This is a genomic window from Streptomyces sp. NPDC058335 (assembly GCF_042723915.1).
Taxonomy (GTDB): Bacteria; Actinomycetota; Actinomycetes; order Streptomycetales; family Streptomycetaceae; genus Streptomyces.
Window position 1 is genome coordinate 19,521 of record NZ_JBHXHX010000024.1, and the last position, 14,590, is coordinate 34,110.

The following is a 14,590-nucleotide window of genomic DNA, read 5'->3' on the forward strand; positions in this document are numbered from 1 at the left end:
CCTTTTTCGTGAGCGAGCAGCCCAGCCGTCCCCGCACCACCGGCAAGCCCCACCGTCGGCCCAAGAAGGACCCCGTCCGCTTCCTCGCCTTCGAGGTGCTGCGGGCCGTGGACGAGCGGGACGCCTACGCCAACCTCGTGCTGCCGCCGTTGCTGCGCAAGGCGCGGGCGAGCGGGGACTTCGACGGGCGGGACGCCGCCCTCGCCACGGAGCTGGTGTACGGGACGCTCCGGCGGCAGGGGACGTACGACGCGATCGTCGCCGCGTGTGTCGACCGGCCGCTGCGGGAGGTCGACCCGCCGGTGCTGGACGTGCTCAGCCTGGGGGCGCACCAGCTGCTCGGGACGCGCATCCCGACGCACGCCGCCGTGTCCGCCTCCGTGGAGCTGGCGCGGGTGGTGCTGGGCGACGGGCGGGCCAAGTTCGTCAACGCCGTACTGCGCAAGGTCGCCCAGCACGACTTCGACACCTGGGTCGAGAAGATCGCGCCGCCCTACGACGACGACCCCGAGGACCATCTGGCCCTGGTCCACTCGCACCCGCGCTGGATCGTCTCCGCGCTGTGGGACTCCCTCGGCGGCGGCCGGGCCGGCATCGAGGAGCTGCTGGCGGCCGACAACGAGCGGCCCGAGGTGACCCTGGTCGCCCGGCCCGGACGGTCCACGACGGACGAGCTGCTGGGCGAGGAGGCCGCCGTCGCCGGACGCTGGTCGCCGTACGCCGTGCGGCTCACCGAGGGCGGCGAGCCCGGCGCGATCGACGCTGTGCGGTCCGGGCGCGCGGGCGTGCAGGACGAGGGCAGCCAGCTGGTGGCGCTCGCGCTCGCCAACGCGCCCCTGGAGGGGCCTGACGCGCACTGGCTCGACGGGTGCGCCGGGCCCGGCGGCAAGGCCGCGCTGCTGGCGGCGCTCGCCGCCGAACGCGGTGCCGTGCTGCTGGCCTCGGAGAAGCAGCCGCACCGGGCCCGGCTGGTGGCCAAGGCGCTCGACGGGAACCCCGGGCCGTACCAGGTCATCACCGCCGACGGGACGCGGCCGCCGTGGCGGCCCGGCTCCTTCGACCGGGTGCTGATGGACGTGCCCTGTACCGGGCTCGGCGCCCTGCGCCGCCGGCCCGAGGCGCGCTGGCGGCGCAAGACGGAGGACCTGGACGGCTTCGCGCCCCTGCAGCGCGGGCTGCTGCGGACCGCCCTGGAGTCCGTACGGGTCGGGGGCGTCGTCGGGTACGCCACCTGCTCGCCGCATCTCGCCGAGACCCGGGCGGTCGTCGCCGACCTGCTCAAGCAGTTCCCGGAGACCGAACTCGTCGACGCCCGGCCCCTGCTCCCGGGCGTACCCGCCCTCGGTGACGGCCCCGACATCCAGCTCTGGCCGCATGTGCACGGGACCGATGCGATGTACCTGGCGATCATCCGGCGCACCGGCTGACCGCGGGCCCGCGGTGCGAGGGCGTCGGCGCCGTGAGGCCGCGCCGACGGCCCGCACCGTGCAGAGCCGGATATCCGTTCGGGACCGATGCCGCTAACCCCCGTAGGGCATGGCAGGCTTGGGGCATGGCCGCGCAGATCAACCCCAGCATCCTGTCCGCCGACTTCGCCCGCCTCGCGGACGAGGCCCAGGCGGTCGCCGGAGCCGACTGGCTCCACGTCGACGTCATGGACAACCATTTCGTCCCGAACCTCACGCTCGGCGTGCCGATCGTGGAGTCGCTGGCCCGCGCGACGGACACCCCGCTGGACTGCCACCTGATGATCGAGGCCCCCGATCGCTGGGCCCCGCAGTACGTCGAGGCGGGTGCCTCGTCCGTCACCTTCCACGTCGAGGCGGCCGCCGCGCCGGTGCGGCTGGCCCGCGAGATCCGCGCCAAGGGCGCCCGCGCGTCCATGGCGCTGAAGCCGGCGACGCCGATCGAGCCGTACGAGGATCTGCTGCCCGAGCTGGACATGCTGCTGATCATGACCGTCGAGCCCGGCTTCGGCGGCCAGGCCTTTCTCGACATCATGCTTCCGAAGATCCGCCGCACCCGGGAGCTGATCGGCAAGCACGGACTGGAGCTGTGGCTCCAGGTCGACGGGGGTGTGTCGGCGTCGACGATCGAGCGCTGCGCGGAGGCGGGCGCGGACGTCTTCGTGGCCGGTTCGGCGGTGTACGGGGCCGACGACCCGGCCGAGGCGGTCCGCGCGCTGCGCGCGCAGGCGGACGCGGCGACCGCCAAGGCGTCCTGGGCGTGCGACCACTGAGCCACAGCTACGTGAACGGCTTTCATCGGGACTGATCAAGTGCGCCGCATCTGCAAGGATGAACGGCGTATCCAGAGTGTGAACAGCAGTGAGGAGATCGCCGTGTCGGGTATGTCGGCGGGCCGGTCAGCCATGCGGATGGGGCCCGCTGAGCTGGTCCAGGCGGCGGCCATGGCCCGCCGCTTCTACCTCGAGGGCAAATCCAAGATCCAGATCGCCGAGGAGTTCGGCGTCAGCCGCTTCAAGGTGGCCCGGGTCCTGGAAACCGCTCTCGAACGGGATCTCGTACGGATCGAGATCCGCGTGCCGGCCGAACTGGACGCCGAGCGCTCCGACGCGCTCCGCGCCAGGTACGGCCTCAGGCACGCCGTGGTGGTCGAGTCCCCGGCCGATGCCGAGGAGTCGCCCGACCCCGAGAACCTGGGGGAGGTGGCCGCCGACCTGCTCGGCGAGCTGCTCAACGAGGGGGACGTCCTGGGCCTGGCCTGGGGCCGGTCCACCATTCACATGGCGGCGGCGCTGGACCGGCTGCCGCCCTGCACGGTGGTGCAGCTGACGGGCGTGTACGACGCCGGGACCGCCGAGCGCGGCTCGGTCGAGGCCGTCCGCCGTGCCGCCCAGGTGTCCGGCGGTGACGCGCACCCCATCTACGCGCCGATGCTGCTGCCGGACGCGGCCACCGCGATCGCGCTGCGCCACCAGACCGGGATCGCCCGCGCCTTCGAGTACTTCGACAAGGTCACGGTCGCCTGTGTCTCCATCGGCTCCTGGGAGCCGGGCATCTCGACGGTGCACGACATGCTCAGCGACGAGGAGCGGGCACACTACGCCTCGCTCGGGGTCGCCGCCGAGATGTCCGCGCACCTCTTCGACTCCGAGGGGCGACGGGTCGGCCGAGACCTCGGCGAGCGGTGCATCACCGTCAAGGCGGACCAGCTCCGCCGCATCCCCGAGGTCGTCGCGATCGCGGGCGGTCAGCGCAAGGCGGGCGCGATCGACGCGGTACTGCGCTCGGGGCTGGTCACCAGCCTGGTGACGGACACCTCGGCCGCGGACTACCTGATGACGGCGGGCCCGACGCCCAGGCCCGCCTTGAACCGGGCGGACCCCGACGGGGTCTGACCGGCCCCGGCAGCAGATCATGGGGGGACGGCCGTGACAGCATCGACGCATGCTGCTGCGGTGCGTCCCCCGTGTGCTTCCCCGGCTGTCTCCCGCCCGGTCTCCGCACCGGTTGCGCCGCGGGTTCAGCAGCCCGCTTCCCGCTCTGCTGATCCTGCTCACGGCATGCCTGCTCGCCCTGCTGCCGGGCTGCGCGACGACCGAGCCCTCCTCCGGACCGTCCCGGTCGGACGGCACGGCCACCGTGAGGGTCTCCGAGCTGCCGGCCGAGGCCCGGCGGACCCTGGACCTCATCGACGCGGGCGGGCCCTTCCCGTACGCCGAGGACGGCGCCGTCTTCGGTAACTTCGAGGGGCTGCTGCCCCGGCACGAGCGGGGCTACTACCACGAGTACACCGTGCCCACGCCGGGCTCGCGCGACCGCGGGGCACGGCGCATCGTCACCGGGCAAGGCGGCGAGATCTATTACACCGACGATCACTACGACTCGTTCAGGGCGGTACTGAGATGACGCAGCACGTGGTCACGCTGGACCTCGACGGGGTCACGGACAAGGCGGGGCTGATGGACCGTGCCGCCCGTGCACTTGACCTGCCCGAATGGTTCGGGCGCAACTGGGACGCGCTCGTCGACTGCCTGTCCGACCCCGGCGTCTGGCCCGCCGAGGGCACGGACCGGGGGCTGCTGGTCGTCGTACGGGGCTGGCGGCCCTACGCGCGGGAGAACGCGCAGGAGTGGGCGGTCGCCGAGGACGTCTTCGCACAGGCCGTGGACCGGACGCCGGAGCTGTCGGTGGCGCTCGCCCTCGGGGGCGTCGCGGGCGCCTGACCGGCGGGGGCCCCGCGTGGCGCCTGACCGGCCGGGCTGCGCGGGCATCCCTCGGATGTTCCTCCGAACCCCATCCTGACCAGCCTGGACGATCGTCCCGGGTCGGTCGTCACGGCTCTCATGGGACAATGAAGTACGTGCTCTGCCCCCTGGCCGGCCGGTCCGGGGGTCACCTCTGATCGACTGGGATGTGCAGCACGTGCGTTTCCTCAACGACATCCAGCCCGCCTACGACCTCACGTACGACGACGTCTTCATGGTGCCGAGCCGCAGTGCGGTCGGGTCGCGTCTGGGCGTGGACCTCAGCTCCCCGGACGGCACGGGCACCACGATCCCGCTGGTCGTCGCCAACATGACCGCCGTCGCCGGGCGCCGGATGGCCGAGACCGTGGCGCGGCGCGGCGGGCTCGTGGTGATCCCCCAGGACATCCCGATCGACGTCGTCACCGACGTCATCTCCTGGGTCAAGAGCCGCCACCTCGTGCTGGACACCCCGATCGTGCTCGCCCCGCACCAGACCGTCGCCGACGCGCTGGCCCTGCTGCCCAAGCGCGCGCACAACGCCGGCGTCGTCGTGGACGGCGACGACCGCCCCGTCGGTGTCGTCACCGACGCGGACCTCAGCGGCGTCGACCGCTTCACGCAGCTCACCGAGGTCATGTCCAAGGACCTGCTGCTGCTCGACGCGGACATCGACCCCCGCGAGGCGTTCAACACCCTCGACGCGGCCAACCGGCGCTACGCCCCCGCCGTCGACGCGGACGGCCGGCTCGCCGGCATCCTCACCCGCAAGGGCGCCCTGCGCGCCACGCTGTACACGCCCGCCACCGACGCGCGGGGCAGGCTGCGGATCGCCGCCGCCGTCGGCATCAACGGCGACTTCGCCGAGAAGGCCAAGCTGCTGCTGGACGCGGGCGTCGACACCCTCGTCATCGACACGGCCCACGGCCACCAGGAGTCGATGCTCAGCGCGATCAGGCTGGTGCGCGACCTCGACCCGCAGGTCCCGATCGTCGCCGGCAACATCGTCTCCGCCGAGGGCGTCAAGGACCTGATCGACGCGGGCGCCGACATCATCAAGGTCGGCGTCGGCCCCGGCGCCATGTGCACCACCCGCATGATGACCGGCGTGGGTCGCCCACAGTTCTCCGCGGTCCTCGAGTGCGCGGCCGAGGCGAAGAAGTACGGCAAGCACGTGTGGGCCGACGGCGGTGTCCGCCACCCGCGCGACGTGGCCATGGCCCTCGCGGCCGGCGCGTCCAACGTGATGATCGGCTCCTGGTTCTCGGGCACCTACGAGTCCCCGGGCGACCTCCAGCAGGACGCGAGCGGACGGCTCTACAAGGAGTCGTTCGGCATGGCCTCCGCGCGCGCGGTGCGCAACCGCACCTCCGAGGAGTCGGCGTACGACCGTGCCCGCAAGGCGCTGTTCGAGGAGGGCATCTCCACCTCCCGCATGTTCCTCGACCCGGCCCGTCCGGGCGTCGAGGACCTGATCGACTCGGTCATCGCGGGCGTCCGCTCCTCCTGCACCTACGCCGGTGCCGGCTCCCTGGAGGAGTTCGCCGAGAAGGCCGTCGTCGGCATCCAGAGCGCGGCCGGTTACGCGGAGGGCAAGCCCCTGCACGCCAGCTGGAGCTGACCGCTCCGTCGGGGAGTGCCCGCGGGTCCGGCTCTGGCCGGGCCCGCGGTTTCTTTTCGCGCCCGCCCCTGCGCCCGCCCCCCGCGTGCGCCCCCTGACATGCGCTCCCCGACGTGCGCGGCCGCCTTCGCGCAACGAATAGGCACCCCGCCGGGATAGACGCAACGATCTTGCGGATACGCGCAAGGTTGCTGCATTACACCGGCAACGCTCCCCCTCGTAGGGTCGTGCGCTGTACAAGGTGTGGCGGGGACCCCGCTCGGTGGGTTCCTGTTCGCGCAGGGGTGCCGCCGGTCCCCGTCGCTCCGCTCGGCAGCGACAAAGGAGTCAGCGCGTGCTCGACCAAGGCGCACCCCCGCAACAGCGCAGTCGGACCGTCCCCGCATCCCCCGGGCTCGGCGCGCGCCTCATGCGGCGCAAGCCCGTGGAACGCCTGGTCGCCGAGGGTGGCCAGGGTGAGGGAGGGTCCCTTCGGCGCTCCCTCGGGCTGTGGCAGCTCACCATGATCAGCATCGGCGCGACGCTCGGCACGGGCATCTTCGTCGTCCTCGGCGAGGCGGTCCCCAAGGCCGGCCCCGCCGTCACGCTGTCCTTCGTGATCGCCGGACTCACGGCCCTCTTCTCGGCCCTGTCCTACGCCGAACTGGCGGGCACCATCCCGGTCGCCGGCTCCTCCTACTCGTATGCGTACGCAACGATGGGCGAGCTGATCGCCTGGGTCTGCGGCTGGTGTCTGGTCCTGGAGTACGGCGTGTCGGTCGCCGCCGTCGCGGTCGGCTGGGGCGAGTACCTCAACGAACTGCTCGACGGCACGATCGGCGTGACCATCCCGGCCGCGCTCTCCGCCCCGCCCGGTGACGGAGGTGTCTTCAACCTGCCCGCCCTGATCGTCGTCCTGCTCGCGATGACGTTCCTGCTCGGCGGCGCCCGCGAGTCCGCCCGCGCCAACACCGTCATGGTCGTCGTGAAGATCGCCGCGCTGGTGATGTTCTGCGCCATCGGCGTCCAGGGCTTCCGCTCCGGCAACTACGACGACTTCATGCCGCTCGGCATGGCCGGCGTCAGCGCCGCGGGGGCCACGCTGTTCTTCTCGTACATCGGCTTCGACGCCGCGTCCACCGCCGGTGAGGAGGCGACGAACGCGCAGCGCGACCTGCCCCGCGCGATCATGCTGTCCCTGGTCATCGTGACCGCGCTGTACGTCCTCGTCGCCGCCGTCGCCGTGGGCGCCAAGCCCTGGCGGGGCTTCACCGACTCGGAGGCCGCGCTCGCCCAGATCATGCGCGACGTCACCGGCCAGACGTTCTGGGGCACCCTGCTGGCGTTCTGTGCGGTCATCGCCATCGCGAGCGTCGTCCTGACCGTCCTGTACGGCCAGACCCGCATCCTCTTCGCGATGTCCCGGGACGGGCTCGTGCCCAAGGTGTTCTCCCGCGTCCACCCGAAGACCGGCGCGCCCCGCGCCAACACGCTGATCGTCTCCCTGTTCTGCGGCGTCCTGGCCGCCGCCGTACCGCTGGGCCAGCTGGCCGACGCGACCAGCATCGGCACCCTCTTCGCCTTCGCGCTGGTCAACGTGGCCGTCGTGATGCTGCGCCGGACCCGTCCGGAGATGCCCCGCACCTTCCGCGTCCCGCTGTCGCCGCTGCTGCCCGCGCTGGGCTTCGCCTTCTGCCTCTGGATGATGGGCAGCCTGTCCGCCGTCACCTGGGTGGTCTTCGGTGTCTGGATGGCGGTCGGGCTCGTGTTCTACTTCCTTTACGGCCATCGCCGCTCCCGCCTCGCGTCATCCGAAGTGAAGTGAACGACCCGCAGTGCTGAACGATCTCGACGAACGCATCGTGCACGCCCTCGCCGAGGACGCCCGCCGCTCCTACGCGGACATCGGGCAGCTCGTCGGCCTCTCCGCGCCCGCCGTGAAACGGCGGGTGGACCGGCTGCGCGCCACCGGGGCCATCACCGGCTTCACGGTCCGCGTCGACCCGGCCGCCCTGGGCTGGGAGACCGAGGGGTACGTCGAGATCTACTGCCGGCGCAACACCTCGCCGGAGACCATCCAGCGGGGCCTGGAGCGCTACCAGGAAGTCGTGGCCGCCTCCACCGTCACCGGGGAGGCGGACGCGATCGCCCAGGTCTTCGCCGCCGACATGCGCCACTTCGAGCGTGTCCTGGAGCGGATCGCGGGGGAGCCGTTCGTCGAGCGCACGAAGTCCGTGCTGGTCCTCTCCCCGCTGCTGCGCCGCTTCTCGTCCGGCTCGCCGACCTGAGCGCCGCCGGCTCCGGGTCGGGCTCGGGCTCCGGGCCGGGCTCCGGCTCCGGCTTCGCAAAGAGCTGGTGGGCGAGCCCGGCCCGGGTCTACCCTCGATGCCATGACCTGGCGACATTGATCCAGTAGCCGTGCCTCCCGAGGGCCGCCTCGGACGCCGTACCCCCGGTGTCCGAAACGTCCCTGCGGGAAGGCCCCATGACTCTCTCACCTGCGCGTGTGCCCGTCGGCGCGCCCGGCGTACGGCGGCTCACGGCCACGCTGTACGGCTATTCGTTCCTGGACGAGTTCGTCCTGCTCTACCCGGTGTACGCGCTGCTGTTCGCCGACACCGGGCTGTCCGTCGGGCAGATGTCCTCGCTGTTCGTCCTCTGGTCGGCCACCGGTGTCCTGCTGGAGGTGCCCTCCGGCGCCTGGGCGGACGCCGTCTCGCGCCGTCTGCTGCTGTGGCTGGGCCCGCTGCTGGGCGCGGCCGGCTTCGCCCTGTGGGTGCTCGTCCCGTCGTACTGGGCCTTCGCCGCCGGCTTCGTGTTGTGGGGTGCTCGCGGGGCGCTGGGCTCGGGCGCGCTGGAGGCCCTGGTCTACGAGGAACTGGACCGGCTCGGCGCGGCGGACCGGTACGCCCGGGTCATGGGCAGGGCCCAGGCGGCCGGGCAGGTCGCGGTGATGACGGCGATGGCCCTGGCCGGGCCGGTGTTCGCGGGGTACGGCTATCCGGCGGTCGGCGCGGCCAGTGTGCTGGCCTGTCTGCTCTGCGCCGCGACGGCGACCCGCTTCCCCGAGCACCGAGGCCCCGCGACGGCCGTACCGGGCGGTGAGGGCTGGGCGTCGACCCTGCGGGCCGGTCTCGCCGAGGCCCGCCGCGACCGCTCCGTGCGTGGCGCCCTGCTGCTCGTCCCGGCCGTCGCCGCCGTCTGGGGCGCCCTCGACGAGTACACCCCGCTGCTGGCACGGGACACCGGCGCCCCCGACGCGACGATTCCCTACCTGCTGATGATGGTCTGGGCCGGCGTCACCGCCGGAAGCCTGCTGGCCGGCCCGGCCGAACGCCTGGGCGGCAGCGGGCTCGCCGCGCTGCTCACGGCCTCCGCGCTCGCCCTCGCCGTCGGCGCGGGGGCCGGCACACCGGCCGGCCTCGCCCTGGTGGCCGTGGCCTTCGGCGGCTTCCAGCTGGCGACCGTGCTGGCCGACGCCCGCCTCCAGCAGCGCATCGAGGGCACCGGCCGGGCCACCCTCACCTCGGTCGCGGGCCTGGGCACCGAACTCGCCACGATCGCCGTCTACGGCACCTACGCGCAGCTCGCCTCGACGACCGCGCACGGCACCGCCTTCGCCCTGCTCGCCGTGCCCTATCTGGTGATCGTCCCACCGGTCGCCCTGCTGGTCGTCCTGCGGCGATGACAGCGGGCGCGGGGCCGCGCAACGAATCGCCGCCCCGCGCCCCGCGCACGCAACGAACCGCTCACCAGCGCGCAACGGCTTCTTCTTGTCCGCGCTGGTCAGCGGGCCGTACCGTCTAGGTGTCCCCCACACCCTTCCGCTTCCGGTGAGGAACACGCATGCGCATCGCCCTGCTCCAGAGCTCCGGCCGGCCCGGCTCGGTCGTCGAGAACCTCAAGGTCCTCGACGAGGCCGCGGGCCGTGCCGCAGCCGCGGGCGCCGGGCTGCTCGTCGCGCCCGAGATGTTCCTCACCGGCTACGCGATCGGCGACGACATCGCCCGCCTCGCCGAACCCGCCGACGGCGACTCCGCGGACGCGGTCGCCGACCTCGCCGGGCGGCACGGCCTCGCGGTCGCCTACGGATACCCGGAGCGCGACGGCGAGGCGGTGTACAACTCCGCCCAGCTGATCACCGCCGACGGCGTCCGCCTCGCGAACTACCGCAAGACCCACCTCTTCGGCTGCTTCGAACGGGACCACTTCACGCCCGGCGACCAGCCCGTCGTCCAGGCGCAACTGGGCGGCCTGACCGTCGGCCTCATGATCTGCTACGACGTCGAGTTCCCGGAGAACGTCCGCGCCCACGCCCTGGCCGGCACCGGCCTCCTGGTGGTGCCGACGGCGCAGATGCATCCCTTCCAGTTCGTCGCCGAGTCGATGATCCCGGTGCGCGCCTTCGAGAACCAGATGTACGTCGCCTACGTCAACCGGGTGGGCCGCGAAGGGGAATACGAGTTCGTCGGGCTCTCCACGCTGGCCGGTCCCGACGGCGTCGCCCGCGCCCGCGCCGGACGCGACGAGGAACTCGTGTTCGCCGACGCCGACCCCGCCTTCGTGGCCGCCTCCCGCGAGGCGAACCCGTATCTGAAGGACCGCCGCCCCGGCCTCTACGGGTCCCTGGTCTGACCCCCCTCTCACCTCCCCTCCCCCCTCTCTCTTCGTTGCCGCAAGGAGTCCGCACCTCATGACGTCCACCGTGCCCAACGCCGTCGAGCACGCAGACGAGCAACAGCCGCCGATCACCATGTTCGGCCCGGACTTCCCGTACGCCTACGACGACTTCCTCGCTCACCCGGCGGGCCTCGGCCAGCTCCCGGCGACCGAGCACGGCACGGAGGTCGCCGTGATCGGCGGCGGGCTCTCCGGGATCGTCGCCGCGTACGAGCTGATGAAGATGGGCCTCAAGCCGGTCGTGTACGAGGCCGACCGGATCGGCGGGCGCCTGCGCACCGTGGGCTTCGACGGCTGTGATCCCTCGCTGACCGCCGAGATGGGCGCGATGCGCTTCCCGCCGTCCTCCACGGCGCTCCAGCACTACATCGACCTGGTCGGCCTGGAGACGAGGCCGTTCCCCAATCCGCTCGCCGATGTCACGCCCTCGACGGTCGTCGACCTCAAGGGCGAGTCGCACTACGCCGAGACGGTCGACGACCTGCCGCAGGTCTACCGGGACGTCGCCGCCGCCTGGAACAAGTGCCTCGAGGAGGGCGCCGACTTCTCCGACATGAACCAGGCCATGCGCGAGCGCGACGTACCGCGCATCCGCGAGATCTGGGCGAAGCTCGTCGAGAAGCTCGACAACCAGACCTTCTACGGCTTCCTCTGTGACTCCGAGGCCTTCCGGTCCTTCCGCCACCGCGAGATCTTCGGCCAGGTCGGCTTCGGCACCGGCGGCTGGGACACCGACTTCCCCAACTCCATCCTGGAGATCCTCCGCGTCGTCTACACCGAGGCCGACGACCACCACCGCGGCATCGTCGGCGGCTCCCAGCAGCTGCCGCTGCGGCTGTGGGAGCGCGAGCCGGAGAAGATCGTCCACTGGCCCTACGGCACCTCGCTCGCGAGCCTGCACGAGGGCGGCGAGCCCCGCCCGGCCGTGACCCGCCTCAACCGCACCGCGGGCAACCGGATCACCGTCACCGACGCGAACGGCGACATCCGCACCTACCGGGCCGCGATCTTCACCGCGCAGTCCTGGATGCTGCTGTCGAAGATCGCCTGCGACGACTCGCTCTTCCCGATCGACCACTGGACGGCGATCGAGCGCACCCACTACATGGAGTCCAGCAAGCTGTTCGTGCCCGTGGACCGGCCGTTCTGGCTCGACAAGGACGAGGAGACGGGCCGGGACGTCATGTCGATGACGCTCACCGACCGCATGACCCGCGGCACCTATCTCCTCGACGACGGACCGGACAGGCCCGCCGTCATCTGCCTGTCCTACACCTGGTGCGACGACAGCCTGAAGTGGCTGCCGCTGTCCGCGAACGAGCGGATGGAGGTCATGCTGAAGTCGCTCGGCGAGATCTACCCGAAGGTCGACATCAGGAAGCACGTCATCGGCAACCCGGTGACCGTCTCCTGGGAGAACGAGCCCTACTTCATGGGCGCGTTCAAGGCCAACCTGCCCGGCCACTACCGCTACCAGCGGCGCCTGTTCACCCACTTCATGCAGGACCGGCTGCCCGAGGACAAGCGGGGCATCTTCCTCGCCGGGGACGACATCTCCTGGACGGCCGGCTGGGCCGAGGGCGCCGTCCAGACCGCCCTCAACGCGGTCTGGGGCGTGATGCACCACCTCGGCGGTACGACGGACGCGACCAACCCGGGCCCCGGTGACGTGTACGACGAGATCGCACCGGTCGAACTGCCGGAGGACTGAGGCCTGTCGGCCCCCCGCCCTGCCCCCTCGCCCTTGGCCCTGTCCCCCCGGCCTCGGCCTCAGAGCCGGGGTACGACCGCGCCGCCCGGCCAGTCCGCCATCGGGGTCAGGAGCATGCGGCCCGCGAAGCCGACCGCCGCGTCGAGGCGGTCGGTGAAGTCCCCGGCGACGTCCGGGAGACGGCGCAGTGCCCACAGGGCGCGGGCCGCGGACCAGGTGGCGTCGCGGGCCCGCTCCAGGCTCCAGGAGCCGAGCAGGTGGGTCAGCGGATCGGCGATCTGGAGCAGGTCGGGGCCCGGCATCAGCTCCTCGCGGATGCGCTCCTCCAACGCCACGAGGACATCGCCCACCCGGTCGAACTCGTCCTCCAGGTCGGCCGGTTCGCAGCCGAGGCTCTGACAGGCGTCCACGACGGCGAGCACCAGGTCGTGCCCGATATGGGCGTTGATGCCCGCGAGGGCGAACTGCAGGGGCCGCACGCCCGGATGGCGGCGGAGCTGGAACACCGGGCGCCAGCAGGCCGGCGGGCGGCGGTCGGCCGTGGCGGCGTCGACGGCGGCGAGGTAACGCTCCGCGAACCGCACGTCGAGCGTGACCGCGGCCCGGACGTCGGGGAACCGGCCGGTGTCGATGTGCCGGTCCACCTCCTCCGTCACGGCGAGATAGACGCGGTTGAAGACGGCGACCCCGTCCCGTGGCGGGAGGGCCGCGTCGAGGGCGCGCATACGGGAGAGCACCCCCTCGACGGACGTCTCGAGGGGAGGGACGAACTGTTCCAAGTGCGGCATGCAGGAAGGGTCGCAGCCCTACCCGGGCCCGCGGGCCGGCGGGACCCGTGCTTCCCCGGAACGGGGGAACGGATCCCTGGGGGACGGGGGGAAGCGATGACCGCGGCCCGCCGTACGTCGTACGGCTACGAACCGGCCTCGTCGTAGGAGCTGGTGCCCTCGTCGAGGAGCGGTGGCTGGGTCTTGAGGTGGACCGGGGCGAAGGCGCGCAGGGCGTGGTAGCCGGTGATGACGACCAGCGTGCCGAGGGCGATGCCGCTGAGGGAGAAGGTGTCGGTGAACTCCATGGTGACGTTGCCGACGCCGATGATGATGCCCGCGGCGGCCGGGACCAGATTCAGCGGGTTGCGCAGGTCGACGCCGGCGTTGAGCCAGATCTGGGCGCCGAGCAGGCCGATCATGCCGTACAGGATGACGGTGATGCCGCCGAGGACGCCGCCCGGGATCGCGGCCACCACCGCGCCGAACTTGGGGCACAGGCCGAAGAGGAGCGCGAAGCCGGCCGCGGCCCAGTAGGCGGCCGTGGAGTAGACGCGGGTCGCGGCCATCACCCCGATGTTCTCGGAGTACGTGGTGTTGGGCGGGCCGCCGACCGCGGTGGACAGCACCGAGCCGACGCCGTCGGCCGAGATCGCCGTGCCCAGCTTGTCGTCCAGTGGGTCGCCGGTCATCTCGCCGACCGCCTTGACGTGCCCGGCGTTCTCCGCGACCAGCGCGATGACGACGGGGAGCGCGACCAGGATCGCCGACCACTCGAAGCTCGGGCCGTGGAAGGACGGCAGGCCGATCCAGTCGGCCCGGCCCACGGCGGAGAGGTCGAGCCGCCAGTGGTCGGTGATCTTGCCGCTCGCGTCCGCCGAGTGGATCCGGCCGAGGATCCGGTCGAACGCCCAGGAGATGCCGTAGCCGAAGACCAGGCCGAGGAAGATCGCGATGCGGGACCAGAATCCGCGCAGGCAGACCACGGCCAGGCCGGTGAACAGCATGACCAGGAGGGCCGTCCACTGGTCCTGCGGCCAGTAGGTGGAGGCGGTGACCGGGGCGAGGTTGAAGCCGATCAGCATCACGACCGCGCCCGTCACGACCGGCGGCATCGCGGCGTGGATGATCCGGGCGCCGAACCGCTGCACGGCCAGACCCACCAGGAACAGCGCGACACCGACGACGAGGACCGCGCCGGTGACGGTGGCGCTGGTGCCGCCCTGCGCGCGGATGACCGCCGCGACGCCCACGAAGGAGAGCGAGCAGCCGAGGTAGCTGGGCACCCGGCCGCGGGTCGCGAGCAGGAAGATGATGGTCGCGACGCCCGACATCATGATGGCCAGGTTGGGGTCCAGGCCCATGAGGACGGGGGCCACGAAGGACGCCCCGAACATGGCCACCACGTGCTGCGCGCCGAGCCCGGCCGTGCGGGGCCAGGAGAGCCGTTCGTCGGGGCGGACCACCGCTGCGGGCTCCGGCGTGCGTCCGTCGCCGTGCAGTTTCCAGCGGACGCCAAGATCCATGGTGGGGCTTCGCTTTCGTTCGAGCGGGGGATGTCCGGCCCATTCTCACGTGAAACCGGAGGGTGAGCGACCGCTTAGGATAGGGGTGAGTGCCTC

At 72.1% G+C, this 14,590-nt stretch carries 13 protein-coding genes; 11 read left to right on the top strand and 2 right to left on the bottom strand.

Annotation, left to right across the window (positions count from 1 at the left end):
• Positions 1 to 8: 8 nt before the first annotated feature.
• The 11 genes from ACFWJX_RS34570 (at position 9) to ACFWJX_RS34620 (ending at position 12,201) form a co-directional block, all read left to right on the top strand.
• Positions 9 to 1,427, top strand: a complete 1,419-nt coding sequence (locus ACFWJX_RS34570) for an RsmB/NOP family class I SAM-dependent RNA methyltransferase (RefSeq protein ID WP_383250280.1) — start codon at positions 9 to 11, stop codon at positions 1,425 to 1,427.
• Positions 1,428 to 1,552: 125 nt separating this feature from the next.
• On the top strand, positions 1,553 to 2,239 hold the full coding sequence (gene rpe / locus ACFWJX_RS34575) for a ribulose-phosphate 3-epimerase (RefSeq protein WP_383250281.1): 687 nt from the start codon (positions 1,553 to 1,555) through the stop codon (positions 2,237 to 2,239).
• A gap of 78 nt (positions 2,240 to 2,317) precedes the next feature.
• Positions 2,318 to 3,361: a sugar-binding transcriptional regulator gene (locus ACFWJX_RS34580; protein ID WP_383250282.1), complete on the top strand. Its 1,044-nt coding sequence runs from the start codon at positions 2,318 to 2,320 to the stop codon at positions 3,359 to 3,361.
• A gap of 49 nt (positions 3,362 to 3,410) precedes the next feature.
• Positions 3,411 to 3,872, top strand: a complete 462-nt coding sequence (locus ACFWJX_RS34585) for a ribonuclease domain-containing protein (RefSeq protein WP_383250283.1) — start codon at positions 3,411 to 3,413, stop codon at positions 3,870 to 3,872.
• On the top strand, positions 3,869 to 4,189 hold the full coding sequence (locus ACFWJX_RS34590) for a barstar family protein (protein WP_383250284.1): 321 nt from the start codon (positions 3,869 to 3,871) through the stop codon (positions 4,187 to 4,189). The genes ACFWJX_RS34585 and ACFWJX_RS34590 overlap by 4 nt, the downstream gene beginning before the upstream one ends.
• A 199-nt stretch (positions 4,190 to 4,388) precedes the next feature.
• Positions 4,389 to 5,831 carry a GuaB1 family IMP dehydrogenase-related protein gene (locus ACFWJX_RS34595; protein WP_383250357.1) on the top strand — a complete coding sequence of 481 codons (1,443 nt, stop codon included), beginning with the start codon at positions 4,389 to 4,391 and terminating at the stop codon, positions 5,829 to 5,831.
• Positions 5,832 to 6,165: 334 nt separating this feature from the next.
• Entirely contained in the window at positions 6,166 to 7,635 is a 1,470-nt protein-coding gene (locus tag ACFWJX_RS34600; RefSeq protein WP_383250285.1) for an amino acid permease, read from the top strand.
• A 10-nt stretch (positions 7,636 to 7,645) separates the two neighbouring features.
• Positions 7,646 to 8,098 carry an Lrp/AsnC family transcriptional regulator gene (locus ACFWJX_RS34605; protein WP_073493514.1) on the top strand — a complete coding sequence of 151 codons (453 nt, stop codon included), beginning with the start codon at positions 7,646 to 7,648 and terminating at the stop codon, positions 8,096 to 8,098.
• 197 nt (positions 8,099 to 8,295) lie between these two features.
• Positions 8,296 to 9,498 (top strand): MFS transporter, encoded by a 1,203-nt coding sequence (locus ACFWJX_RS34610; protein ID WP_383250286.1) that lies wholly within the window; start codon positions 8,296 to 8,298, stop codon positions 9,496 to 9,498.
• Positions 9,499 to 9,656: 158 nt separating this feature from the next.
• On the top strand, positions 9,657 to 10,445 hold the full coding sequence (locus ACFWJX_RS34615; protein ID WP_383250287.1) for a carbon-nitrogen hydrolase family protein: 789 nt from the start codon (positions 9,657 to 9,659) through the stop codon (positions 10,443 to 10,445).
• 58 nt (positions 10,446 to 10,503) lie between these two features.
• Complete coding sequence (locus ACFWJX_RS34620) at positions 10,504 to 12,201, top strand: flavin monoamine oxidase family protein (protein ID WP_383250288.1); 1,698 nt, start codon at positions 10,504 to 10,506, stop codon at positions 12,199 to 12,201.
• A 59-nt stretch (positions 12,202 to 12,260) separates the two neighbouring features.
• Here ACFWJX_RS34620 and ACFWJX_RS34625 read toward each other — a convergent pair whose 3' ends face one another.
• Both ACFWJX_RS34625 and ACFWJX_RS34630 read right to left on the bottom strand, forming a co-directional pair.
• Entirely contained in the window at positions 12,261 to 12,989 is a 729-nt protein-coding gene (locus tag ACFWJX_RS34625; RefSeq protein ID WP_383250289.1) for a DUF5995 family protein, read from the bottom strand.
• A 125-nt stretch (positions 12,990 to 13,114) separates the two neighbouring features.
• The gene (locus ACFWJX_RS34630) at positions 13,115 to 14,494 is read right to left on the bottom strand and encodes a uracil-xanthine permease family protein (RefSeq protein ID WP_383250290.1); all 1,380 of its coding nucleotides are present in this window, start codon (positions 14,492 to 14,494) and stop codon (positions 13,115 to 13,117) included.
• Between the last annotated feature and the right edge of the window lie 96 nt (positions 14,495 to 14,590).

Excerpts from the sequence above, each read along its gene's own strand:
- ACFWJX_RS34630 (WP_383250290.1), bottom strand. The coding sequence starts at position 14,494 with ATGGATCTTGGCGTCCGCTGGAAACTGCACGGCGACGGACGCACGCCG.
- ACFWJX_RS34615 (WP_383250287.1), top strand. The coding sequence starts at position 9,657 with ATGCGCATCGCCCTGCTCCAGAGCTCCGGCCGGCCCGGCTCGGTCGTC.
- ACFWJX_RS34620 (WP_383250288.1), top strand. The coding sequence starts at position 10,504 with ATGACGTCCACCGTGCCCAACGCCGTCGAGCACGCAGACGAGCAACAG.
- ACFWJX_RS34625 (WP_383250289.1), bottom strand. The coding sequence starts at position 12,989 with ATGCCGCACTTGGAACAGTTCGTCCCTCCCCTCGAGACGTCCGTCGAG.
- ACFWJX_RS34590 (WP_383250284.1), top strand. The coding sequence starts at position 3,869 with ATGACGCAGCACGTGGTCACGCTGGACCTCGACGGGGTCACGGACAAG.
- ACFWJX_RS34610 (WP_383250286.1), top strand. The coding sequence starts at position 8,296 with ATGACTCTCTCACCTGCGCGTGTGCCCGTCGGCGCGCCCGGCGTACGG.
- rpe (WP_383250281.1), top strand. The coding sequence starts at position 1,553 with ATGGCCGCGCAGATCAACCCCAGCATCCTGTCCGCCGACTTCGCCCGC.
- ACFWJX_RS34585 (WP_383250283.1), top strand. The coding sequence starts at position 3,411 with ATGCTGCTGCGGTGCGTCCCCCGTGTGCTTCCCCGGCTGTCTCCCGCC.